Annotated in this window: 12 protein-coding genes and 1 tRNA gene; 1 reads left to right on the forward strand and 12 read right to left on the reverse strand. The window is 64.8% G+C overall.

Translation table 11 applies throughout. The annotated features are described in order from the left end of the window. Positions 1-285: 285 nt before the first annotated feature. From GQ651_RS06920 to GQ651_RS18670, 10 genes are all read right to left on the reverse strand, one after another. Positions 286-1,317: a 5-oxoprolinase subunit C family protein gene (locus GQ651_RS06920; protein WP_160763445.1), complete on the reverse strand. Its 1,032-nt coding sequence runs from the start codon at positions 1,315-1,317 to the stop codon at positions 286-288. Then, positions 1,314-2,042, reverse strand: coding sequence for a 5-oxoprolinase subunit B family protein (locus GQ651_RS06925; RefSeq protein WP_160763446.1), 729 nt, complete (start codon positions 2,040-2,042; stop codon positions 1,314-1,316). Before GQ651_RS06925 ends, GQ651_RS06920 begins: the two co-directional genes overlap by 4 nt. A 14-nt stretch (positions 2,043-2,056) precedes the next feature. Next, positions 2,057-2,710, reverse strand: a complete 654-nt coding sequence (locus GQ651_RS06930; protein ID WP_160763447.1) for a DUF2848 domain-containing protein — start codon at positions 2,708-2,710, stop codon at positions 2,057-2,059. A 3-nt stretch (positions 2,711-2,713) separates the two neighbouring features. After that, on the reverse strand, positions 2,714-4,003 hold the full coding sequence (locus GQ651_RS06935) for a TRAP transporter large permease (RefSeq protein ID WP_160763448.1): 1,290 nt from the start codon (positions 4,001-4,003) through the stop codon (positions 2,714-2,716). After that, positions 4,000-4,548 carry a TRAP transporter small permease subunit gene (locus GQ651_RS06940; RefSeq protein WP_160763449.1) on the reverse strand — a complete coding sequence of 183 codons (549 nt, stop codon included), beginning with the start codon at positions 4,546-4,548 and terminating at the stop codon, positions 4,000-4,002. The genes GQ651_RS06935 and GQ651_RS06940 overlap by 4 nt, the downstream gene beginning before the upstream one ends. Positions 4,549-4,571: 23 nt before the next feature. Next, positions 4,572-5,606: a TRAP transporter substrate-binding protein gene (locus GQ651_RS06945; RefSeq protein ID WP_160763450.1), complete on the reverse strand. Its 1,035-nt coding sequence runs from the start codon at positions 5,604-5,606 to the stop codon at positions 4,572-4,574. 70 nt (positions 5,607-5,676) lie between these two features. Further along, positions 5,677-6,498 (reverse strand): putative hydro-lyase, encoded by an 822-nt coding sequence (locus tag GQ651_RS06950; protein WP_227257982.1) that lies wholly within the window; start codon positions 6,496-6,498, stop codon positions 5,677-5,679. 97 nt (positions 6,499-6,595) lie between these two features. Beyond that, positions 6,596-7,498: a LysR family transcriptional regulator gene (locus tag GQ651_RS06955; protein WP_160763452.1), complete on the reverse strand. Its 903-nt coding sequence runs from the start codon at positions 7,496-7,498 to the stop codon at positions 6,596-6,598. A 92-nt stretch (positions 7,499-7,590) separates the two neighbouring features. Beyond that, a tRNA-Arg gene (locus GQ651_RS06960) sits at positions 7,591-7,667 on the reverse strand. A gap of 92 nt (positions 7,668-7,759) precedes the next feature. Continuing rightward, positions 7,760-8,104, reverse strand: coding sequence for a hypothetical protein (locus GQ651_RS18670; RefSeq protein WP_227257983.1), 345 nt, complete (start codon positions 8,102-8,104; stop codon positions 7,760-7,762). Positions 8,105-8,210: 106 nt separating this feature from the next. On the opposite strand from GQ651_RS18670, the gene GQ651_RS06965 reads away from it, so the two are divergent. Further along, entirely contained in the window at positions 8,211-9,098 is an 888-nt protein-coding gene (locus GQ651_RS06965) for a LysR family transcriptional regulator (protein WP_160763453.1), read from the forward strand. On the opposite strand, the gene GQ651_RS06970 is transcribed toward GQ651_RS06965, so the two are convergent. Together GQ651_RS06970 and GQ651_RS06975 are read right to left on the reverse strand one after the other, a co-directional pair. Further along, on the reverse strand, positions 9,099-10,319 hold the full coding sequence (locus GQ651_RS06970) for a cysteine desulfurase (RefSeq protein ID WP_160763454.1): 1,221 nt from the start codon (positions 10,317-10,319) through the stop codon (positions 9,099-9,101). After that, positions 10,312-10,896 (reverse strand): YIP1 family protein, encoded by a 585-nt coding sequence (locus GQ651_RS06975; protein WP_160763455.1) that lies wholly within the window; start codon positions 10,894-10,896, stop codon positions 10,312-10,314. Before GQ651_RS06975 ends, GQ651_RS06970 begins: the two co-directional genes overlap by 8 nt.

Genomic DNA, 10,896 nt, shown 5'->3' on the forward strand with positions numbered 1-10,896 from the left:
AAACAAACGCTAAATGAGGTGCGTACATCACGTCAATAAATTTCTGAGGGGCGTACATCAAAACGGACTCATATACAGCTTGAAAGCAGGCTTTTTCACTTTATTTCAATTATCTGTGGAAACGACCTAAAGTCGGCCACCGCACCATACACGGCTGGACCTGAAGGGGTTGGAAACAGGCGCTCACGGGCAACTTCGCCTTTCCGGCCGCCACCTTCGCGCGCGCAAGAAGCGGCCAAAGATGCGCGGCGATTCTATCCGCAAAAGGCGGAAACAACGATTGGTTCAGTACGAAATGGCGTCCGCGTCATGGGCGTTCACCACGCCCCCCACAAGACCGTAGGACAGGAGATCGCGCATCTTCCACGGGTCACGGACAAGAGGCACCAACGACTGTCTCAGCCCTGCCCTCCGTGCGGTCTCGTTCCGCTCGATCTCGGTCGCCTCTTCAGGCGTCACGAAGACGAAATGCAAATCCGTCTCGGGCCGGGCCTGCACGACGCGCGGCAGATCAGAAGGCAGAACCGCCCCGATCCTCGGATAACCGCCGGTCGTCTGACACTCGGAAGACAGGATGAATGGCGTGCCGTCCCCGGTGATCTGGATGTCGCCCGGCACCACGACCTCGGACAGGATGGTCAGCCCGGCTTCGGCAGCGAAACCCTCGCCCTCCGACAAAAGCCGCCCGCCCATGCGGTTCGCACGCGCGTCGCGGTGAAATACCGTCGCCTCGAAGCGGGCGCGCTCGGCCTCGGGGAAAAGCGCGGTCTGAAGGCTGGACACGATGCGGATCGGCCCCGTCACACGACGCGCGGCCCCGCCATCGGACAAGGCCATATTGACCGTCGTGCCGCCATCAGGCCCGACAGGAAGCTCCGCGCCACTTTCGATGGCGCCACCGATCCCGGCTGTCAGATGCGCGCTCCGCGACCCGAGGATCTCGGGCGTGGACAGGCCGCCACCCACGGAGAGATACCCATACGTTCCCTCTTCGGCTGGCCCGATGACCAGCGGGACACCGGCAGGCAACAGGTGGCTGGCGTTCCAGGCCAGCCGCGCCCCGTCCAGCGTGGCCCGCATCGGCGCGCCGGTCAGCGCGATGCGCACGTCCTCCGTCGCCTCGAAAGTCCCGCCCACGGATGTCATCTCGATCGCGGCCAGCCCCTGGTCCTGCCCAAGAAGCGCGCCAGCCTCGACCAGAGCGCTCCGGTCAGCCGCGCCGCCCCGGCTGAGACCGAAGCGCAGATAGCCCGGCCGCCCGAGGTCCTGCACCGTCATGCCCGGCGCAGCGCGCGAAACGATCAGCGCCCGGCTCATTCCAGCGCCTCCGCCACCGCACCGCCATCGGGGTCGTCCTTGTAGCCGTCCAGTTCGGACAGGCTGACGGGCACGAACAGGATCTCGTCGCCCGGTCTGAGGATGAAGGGCTCTTCAGCCTGCGGGCGGAACAGCTTCAGCCGCGTCTGGCCGATATGCCGCCAGCCCGTGGGCGTCATATTCGGAAACAGCACAAGCTGCCGGATCGCCACGCAGATCGCCGCCGCGGGGACGTTGTCGGTCAACGTCGTCCGGCGGGGAATGTCCCAGCACTCGGGCAGTTGGCCGAGATAGGGCATGCCCGGCGCAAAGCCGATGGTCTGAACCCTGACCGGCTGCCCGCAGATCGAGCGAACGGCCTCGTCCCGGCTGTCGAAGCCGGCAAGCTCAGCGGCGTCGTCGAGGTGCGGAGCAACCTCAGGATCGAACGCTGCAGGCACTCGCCAGAGCCTCCGGCCGTGGGGCAACGCCACCCCTTCCCAGTCCCGGCTTTTCAGAAGCGCTTCAAGCCGTGCGCGCATGTCGTCATGGTCGATGGTCAGCGGGTCGAAGCGCAGATAGGCTGAGACGAGCGAGGTCGAGGTCTCTTCCAGCCCGTCCAGCCCAGCCTGCTCCAGCGCATCCCTGAATGCCAGCGCCGCGCGGTTCGCGCCCTCGCCCAGACGGTCACCGAAGGTGACGATGAACCCGTCATAGCCTGCGTTTCTGATGATCGGTGACTGCATATCAAAGTCCGTCGTCAGGCGACGACCGGCAAGAGGTCGACCTTGTACCGCAACTCGATACGCTGCCCGCGCTCGGGATCTTCCAGCGCCATGCGGTACGCGGCGGCGGGGCGGACCCCGCCAATCGCGGTGAGTGTGCCGCAGAGCATCGCGTCACCGTCCACCATTCCAGCACCCTCGATCAGGTCGGCCAGAGGCCGGATCGCCGCAAGCGTTCCCTTCTGGTAAAGCGTGCTGCTGCCCTTCTCGTCTATCTCACAGGTCAGCCGAAGCTCATCGGCCCGGTCGGCAACCTCGTCCCACGCCCAGAGCGTATCCGCCACCGGCTTCGCGCAAGCCTGTTTCGACGCCGCGACAGAGACCGCCTCAAGCTCGCGGTCGGTGTGGTCCGATGCCAGCCCCAGCCAGAGCCGACCGGACTGCTTGATCAGGAACGGCTCGACCTCGCCGGACGTCGCCCCTCCCAGAACCTGAACCCGCCTGTCCCGTGTCAGAAGCCCCGTGGACACACGGTAGAAGAGCGGCACGGTCGAAGGCGGCGCGACGCCGATCTCGGCCAGTTCCTCGATATGGTGACGGACGGCGGCCTCGTCCCGCCCGGTCCAGCCGGCGACAATCAGGCGGTTGATCGCGAATTCCCGCGATCCTTCTGGGGTCTCGAAACGCATCCCCTAGCCTTCGCTCAGGACGGAGGGGAGGTAAAGCGCAATGGACGGGAAGGCGATCAGAAGTCCGACCATGATCAGCATGGCGACGACGTAGGGAATCGCGCCCACCATGACCTCGCTCATACGCCCGCCCTTTCGCGCGCCCTGCACCACGTAAAGGTTCAGACCCACGGGGGGCGTGATCAGCGCCATTTCGATGAGCACGATCATCAGGATACCGAACCAGATCGGGTCGAAGCCCTGCGCCACAACAAGCGGCACGATGATCGGGATGGTGACGACCATCAGCGACAGTGTCTCGATGAAGAAGCCCAGCACGATATAGATCAGCACCACCACGAAGATCAGCCCCATGGGCGACAGGCCGAGCCCGTCCAGCAGCGCCTGCAACTCGCGCCCCATACCCGCCGAGGCCAGCGTGAAGTTCAGAAAGGACGCGCCGATCACAACCAGCATGATCATCGAGGTGATCTTGACCGTGCCGAGGATGCTTTCGGCGAACATCCTGATGCTGACGCCGCCGAACATCGCTGCAATCACGACAGCGCCGGCAACGCCCACGGCGGCGGCCTCGGTCGGCGTGGCCCAACCCTTGTAGATCGTCCCGATGATGATCGTGAACAAGAGCACGATCGGGATCAGCTGGACCAGCGCGCGCAGCATCTCGGAGAACGGGAACGTGCGCCGCGTCCCGCCCAGGTTCGGGCGGATCATGCAGATGACGACCGTGATCGCCATGAAGCCGAGCGCCAGCGCGATGCCGGGGACAAGCCCGGCAAGGAAAAGCTGCGGGATCGAGGTCTGGGTGAGAAAGCCGTAGACAATCAGGTTGATCGACGGCGGGATCATGATGCCGAGCGTTCCCCCTGCTGCGATGGCGCCGGAGAAGAGGCGCGGATCATAGCCCAGCTTCTCGGCCTGCGGCATGGCCACGGTCGCCACGGTGGCGGCGGTGGCGACCGACGACCCCGAGGTGGCCGAGAACATCGTCGCCGTCGCGACGTTTGCGTGGACCAGCCCGCCGGGCATCCAGCTCACCCACCGGTCGAGCGCGGCATAGGTCCGCGTGGCGATGCCTGAGCGGACGAGAATCTCGCCCAAGAGGACAAAGAACGGAATGGCGATCAGCGTGGCATTGTTCGAGGTCGACCAGACAAGGTTGCCCAGCCCCCGGATCAGGGGGAACGGGCTGAAGAACGTGTCGACGCCGAAGCCCAGAAGGAACAGAACGATGCCCACGGGGATCGACAGCGCAAGAAGGCCCAAAAGCCCGACTGCGATGGCCCAGATCATTTGACCATCTCCTCTTCGCCAAAGCAGCCGATGGCGTCCTCGGCGGCCTGAAAGCGGCCTCTCACGATCATCAGCGTGGCGGCGATCAGCGTCAGCCACGCCATGACGGCGAACCAGACCCAACCCGCGAACCACGGCACCTGAACAAGAGCCAGAGGCGTCTCGAGCGGGGTATTTGCCTTCGAGTCATTGGCAAGAGACCGCGCCACCACCGGCCAGCATTTCCACGCGATCAGCGTCACCGTGACGGTCAGCGCGGCCATGGCGAACAGGTCGAACAGCGCGCGGCCGAGCGCATTCACCCGCCCACGCAGAATGTCGATGCGCACATGCCCGAGCTCCAGAAGCGTGAAGGCCATGCCCCATGAGGTGGCGATCGCCATCACGTATCCGGAAATCTCGTCGGTGCCACCGAACGAGGACCCCAACTGCCTGAGTACGATATCGGCCAGGACGAATGCCGCGCAGCCCATCAGCAATACGCCCGTCAAAAGCGCGATGCCGTGGTTCAGCCGGCGAAGTGTCCGAAGCAGTCCGTCTTCCATCGGGGTCCCCTTCCGGTTCAGCCTTAGCCGCCGATCTTCACGCCGACGACCTCGCCCACGCTGGCATTCCAGCGCTCGGCCCAGTCACCGCCCGCGCGCTCGGCCCATTCGGGCAGAACTTCGCTGACGAGCACGTCACGCGCCTTGGCGAAATCGGCATCCGACACCTCGACCAGCGTCATGTTACGCGCCTCGCCTGCGGGGCAGTCGCCATTGCCGGTCAGACAGGCGATGTCGTTGACCAGCGCGTCCTGCGCGCTGTCCCAGGCAGGATCTTCGAACTCGGCCGTCACCTGCTCCTGGATCAGCGCCTGCGTGTCGGCGTCGAGGCTGTTCCATTTGTCGAGGTTCATGGCGGTCACGACGCTGTCCCAGCCGCCGAGCGGGATCGGCATCAGATGGGTGGAGACTTCCCACCAACCGGCCGAGTAGCCCGAACCGGCACCCGTCACGGCGCAGTCCACGACGCCCTTCTGCAGCGCGCCCGGCACTTCCGAGAAGGCCACGTTGACGCCTTCCGCACCCAGAGCTTCGAGGAATTTCGCGGTCATACGGCCCGAGGCGCGTACCTTCAGCCCTTCGAGATCGGCCAGTTCGTTGACCTCAGCATTGCAGAAGACGACCTGCGGCGGATAGGGCGCGATGGCCAGTACGTGGCTGTTGAACCGGTCATGATAGATCTCGGTGACCATCGGGCGGGCGGCATCGACCATGGCGCGCGCCTCGTCGGCGGTCACGGCCACGAGCGGCACGTCGAGACCTTCCAGCTCGGGCGCATCCGCCACGGCATAGTCCGCCACCGTCATGGCCACGTCATAGACGCCGTCGCCCAGCAGGCGGAACACGTCGCCCACGCCAAGGTTCATCTGGTTGTGGGTGGTCAGCGCGACCGTGATATCGCCGCCCGACGCGGCAGGCAGCTTCTCGCCCCAGAACGGCGCTTCGTACTGGATGTGCAGCGGCAGGCCGGACCAGCTTCCGACAACGGACAGTTCTTCGGCCACGGCAGGTGTAGCCAGCGCGGTCGTGGCGATCAGGATGGAAAGTGAGCGTTTCATGTTGGTCTCCTTGTTGGATTCAGATTTGTTTCGTGTTGTCAGCGTGTTGCTTGTCATTCCCGAAGCGGCTTCAGAACGCCGCCTCCGGTTCGGGGGCAAGGACGGGAACCTCGGCATCCTCGGCGATATCGGTGATCAGCATATGCCCCGGCTTGTGCGTGATGCAGATGGGCAGGCGCGCGGCTTCGATCGCCACCTGAGGCGTCACTCCGCATGCCCAGAACATCGGGACATGGCCCTCCGGCACCGGGGCCGCATCGCCCCAGTCGGGCTTCGAGACATCCGCGATACCGATCCCGGCCGGGTCACCCCAATGAACCGGCGCGCCATGGGCCAGAGGATAGGCCCGCGAGATTGCGGCTGCCTCGGCCACGCGCCCCTCGGGAATGGCCCTCATGCTGACGACCATCTTGCCCCGGAACGGACCCGCCGGCACCGTTTCAATATTCGAGCGGAACATCGGCACGGTGGTGTTGTTCTGGATGTGCCAGAGCGGCAGCCCCGCCTGCTCCAGCGCCCGCTCGAAGGTGAACGAACAGCCAAGGGCGAAGACGACGAAGTCGTCTTGCCAGATATCCCCGATATCTGTGACCGACCCGGCGAGCCGCCCGTCGCGGTAGATGTTGTAGGCGGGCACATCCGACCGGATGTCGATGTCCCGCCCCATGGTGAAAAGCTTGGGGTTGCCGGTGTCCGACACGCCCGTCAGCGGACAGGGCTTCGGGTTCCGCTGGCAGTAGCGCATGAAGTCCAGCGCATGAGCCTCGGGCATGATCGCAAGGTTCGCCTGAAGGTATCCCTGCCCCAGCCCGGCGGTATGCGAGCGGTAGCTGCCCTGCCGGATGGCCTGACGCACATCGGTAAGCGAACTCTGACGAAGCGTTTCGTACAAACGGTATCCCCCTTGACCCCTCACCACGGTGCAGGGAACGGGGAATAAATGCAAATCGAATGATTTTACCGATAATGATAATATTAATTTATCATATTCATAGAGCGTCCGCCCCGGCCGCGTAGAGCTCGGCCACTTCCAACGCCAGCGCGGCAGCGGTCTCGCTCAGATGGCTCTTCGGCTCGGACAGATACGAGGCGGTGAATTGCAGCGGGCTCGGCACCCAGCCGGGATCGAATTCGCGAATGCGCTCCGCCCGCACGTACTCCGCGCCCAGCGCCCGAGGCAGAACAGCGACGCCGATATCCGCCTCGACCAGCCGGAAACAGGCCGAAAGCGATGTAGACGGAAACATCGAGACATCGGCCCCCACCTTCTCGTAGAGCAGCTCTTTCAGCTCGCGAAAGGGCCGGGTGTTCCGCGCGTATGTCATCACCGGTCGGGTCAGGTCCCCTCCGCCGCCCTCCCTCTCGCGCGGGTTCGCCGCCGTGTACCAGGCCAGGTCGAAACCCGGCAGGATGATGTTGTCGACCGAGTATTCCGAGATCGGCCCGAGAAGGATCGCAAGGTCGACCTCGCGGTTGAGAAGCGCCTCGCGCAGATCCGTGGAGACATCCACGTTCAACTCGATCTCCAGCTTCGGATAGACCTCGTGCAGCCGAGAGACCAGTTCCGGCAGCCAGCATTGCGCAATGGTCTCGGATGCCCCGATCCTGAGGCGCCCCTCGACCCCCTCGGGGTCGACGACATCGCGCTGGACCAGCTCGACCAGATGCTCGAACTTTTCGGCATGTGCCAGAAGCAGCTCGCCCCGCTTGGTCAGCTTCATGCCGCCCGCGCTTCGGTCGAAGAGCGCGCATCCAAGCATGTCTTCGAGGTTCTTGATCCGCGCGGTGACCGCCGGCTGTGTCAGGCTGAGCGCCGCCGCCGCGCGCCGCACCCCGCCCCGGCGCACGACAGTCAGAAAGGTCCGCATCTGGTCGAGTGTGAATCGAGACATGCGCCAACGCTTGCACATTCCCCGCCGCCCCGAACAGCGGAAATTTCTGCCGTGCGCACCGCAGAAAACCGATTGCTGTCGAACTTAAAAAATGGCGCACCCGAGAGGATTCGAACCTCTGGCCTCTGCCTTCGGAGGGCAGCGCTCTATCCAGCTGAGCTACGGGTGCCTGCGCGGCTCTATAGCGGGCGCTGTAACAGGACGCAATCGGGGATTGCGGCCCGCGCGGTTGCGGTCGCGCGGGCCGTCAGAGGGAGGCCGTCAGCGCACCGGCGCGGAGGACCCGCCGGGAACGGATGTTCCGACCACCCGTGCACCCGGAGTGCGGTCGCTATCGCTTTCGTCGGGGCGGCGCGGATAGCGCGGCGGTGGACAGTCGATGACCGCGCCGGTGCTGTCATAAACCGGCTCGCATTCATCGTCCGGCACGCATTCGGCCCGCTCGGGCACGCTGCCAGGCACGTAGACATAGCCCTCGGTACAGGTGCCTCCGCCGAACTTGTCGAACATCGGCTCTGGCCGGACGGGCGCGGGCTCTTCCTGTTGTGCGCAACCTGCCAGAAAAAGCGCGGCACCGGTCGCGGCTGTCACGATCACTGATTTCATTGGTTTCTTGTCCCATTGTTTTTTTGCCCGACCAGACTAAAGCGCGGCGGGGCTGGAGGTTAGTCGAATCTCTGCATAGACTTCCTGCAAAATCGCAGGACAAAAGATGACAGACCCGGACTGGAACAACCTCAAGGTGGCCCTCGCCGTGGCGCGCGGCGGTTCGCTGACGCGCGCGGCGCAGCTTCTCGGTCTGGATCAGACCACGGCGGGCCGCAGACTGACGGCGCTCGAGACGCAGCTCGGCACGGCGCTTTTCGTACGATCCAAGACGGGCATTCTGCCCACGGACGACGGCCGCGCCGTGATCGAATACGCGGCTCGGATCGAGGATCAGGTCACCCGCCTTACCGAGGGCCTTGCGAATGCCGAGGCGCGCGTTGGCGGTGTCGTACGCATCATGGGCAACACCTGGATGCTGGAGCGGATGGCGACCCATCTTCCCGCACTATTGGACGCGCATCCGGCGCTCGAGATCCGGTTCTCGGGCCGCCTGCCCCCGGCGCCCCTGCACGGCGAACCGACCGTGTCCTTCTGGTTCGACGCGCCGCATCAGCCGCCCGAAGTGTCTACCGCCTTCGCGCGGGTCCCCTACTCGGCCTTCGCGGCCACCGACCGGCCTCCGCCGCCCACCGACTGGGTTCAGTTCCGGGACGACGACGCGGCGGGCCCGTCCTTCAGCCGGGAAATGCAGCGGCGACTGGGACCCGAGGCGCGGGTGCGTCTGACGGCGACCGACGCGCGCATCCTGATCAGCGCGATTCGTGCGGGGCTGGGCCACGGCGTGCTGCCGAATTGCCTTGGCGATGCCGATCCCGCACTGACACGATCGGGCGTATCCGTCGGACGGATCGAACGTGTCCTGCGCTGCCACGTGACGTCCGACGCCGCGCGACTTCTCAGGGTCAGGACCGTGATCGACTGGGCGCGGGAGGTGCTGCCCGATGCCATCGGCGCGGCCCTCATACAACCGTCGGGCCGGAACCGCGTCTGATCAGGCGAAAAGCTCGTGCGCCAGTTCCAGCGCATCGACAAGCACGTCGACCTCGGCCTCTGTGTTGTAGAGGCCAAAGCTCGCCCGGCAGGTGGCGTTCAGCCCGAGGTGATCCATGAGCGGACCGGTGCAATGCTGCCCTGCCCGGACCGCGACGCCCTTTTTGTCGAGGATCGTTGAGATGTCATGGGCGTGGGCCGCGCCATCCATCGTGAAGGAAAAGATCGCCGCCTTGTCGCGCGTCGTCCCCTGCACCTGAATCCAATTGAGCCCATCCAGCTTCGAACGGGTATAGTCGCGCAGACGCTCCTCATGGGCGGCGATGTTCTCCATCCCCAGCCCCATCATGTAGTCGAGCGCCACTCCAAGGCCGATCTGCTGAACGATACCTGGAGTGCCGGCCTCGAACCGCATGGGCGGATCGGCATAGGTGACCTCGTCCTTGTGGACCTCGCGGATCATGTCTCCGCCGCCGATGAAGGGGCGCATCTCGTCCATCCGTTCGCGCCGGATATAGATCGCGCCTGATCCGGACGGGCCATAGAGCTTGTGGCCCGTGATCGCATAGAAGTCGCAGCCGATATCCTGCACGTCGACCGGCATATGCACCGCAGCCTGGCTGCCATCGACCAGAACAGGCACGCCCTTGGCGTGGGCGCCTTCGGTGATCGTCTTCACATCGACCCGCGTGCCGAGCACGTTCGACAGATGCGTGACCGCGACCAGCTTGGTCTTTGGCCCGATGGCGTCGATGACCTTCTGCGGGTCAAGCGCGCCAGTCTCGTCCACATCCACCCATTTCAGCACCGCACCCTGCCGTTCGCGGAGGAAATGCCAGGGCACGATATTGGCGTGATGCTCCATGACGCTGAGGACGATCTCGTCGCCCGGCTCAAACCGCGGCATGGCCCAGCTATAGGCGACAAGGTTGATGCCCTCGGTCGTGCCCGAGTTCATCACGATCTCATCTTCGGACGCCGCGTTCAGGAACCGCGCGACCGTGCCGCGAACGCTTTCGTATTTCTCGGTCGCGAGGTTCGAGAGGTAATGAAGCCCCCGGTGGACATTGGCGTATTCCTCGGCATAGGCGCGGGTGATCGCGTCGATCACCACCTGCGGCTTCTGCGCCGAGGCTCCGTTGTCCAGATAGACCAGCGGCTTGCCGTTCACCTCGCGCGAGAGGATCGGAAAATCGCCGCGGATGGCTTCGACGTCATACATTGCCGCCCCCTCCCATGCCCGGCCCGATGCCGGTCAGCGTCATCAGGAAAATCAGAACCAGCGCCACGCCGAGCGTGGCGAGGATCAGCGCGCCGAATGCGCGCCAGAGCGACGTGAACCCATGAAGCGCCGCAACAAAGTTCACGTTCAGCCAGAACGCCAGGATGATCAGCGCGACGCTGAACAGACCCGCAATCGGCGGCAGGATCAGCATCAGCCCGACCTCGACCAGTTGGCCCGTGAACAGAATGGCCTGCAGGAAGATCGTCAGCAGCAGAGCCTCATCGAAGCTGCCCGTGCCGCCCATGGCCCGACCGACCTTCCAGATCGCCCAGACCGACACCGCCGAGATCAGCGCTGTCAGCGCCGCCATGACGAGGGGCGCAATCTGCGGACCGATAGCCGGGCCCGGCGTCATCAGCGCCACGACCTCGTTCAGGATCACCGACAGCGCGACCAGCGCAAAGAACGCCGGCCAGTAGGCCGCTTTCGGCACGCCCATGCTCAGAAGGGTCGAGGCCGCTTCACGCGGCTCGGTCAGCGCCTGCCGGGCAAGGGGAACGAACAATTGCAACAT

This window comes from Kangsaoukella pontilimi, from assembly GCF_009830125.1.
GTDB classification, from domain to species: domain Bacteria; phylum Pseudomonadota; class Alphaproteobacteria; order Rhodobacterales; family Rhodobacteraceae; genus Kangsaoukella; species Kangsaoukella pontilimi.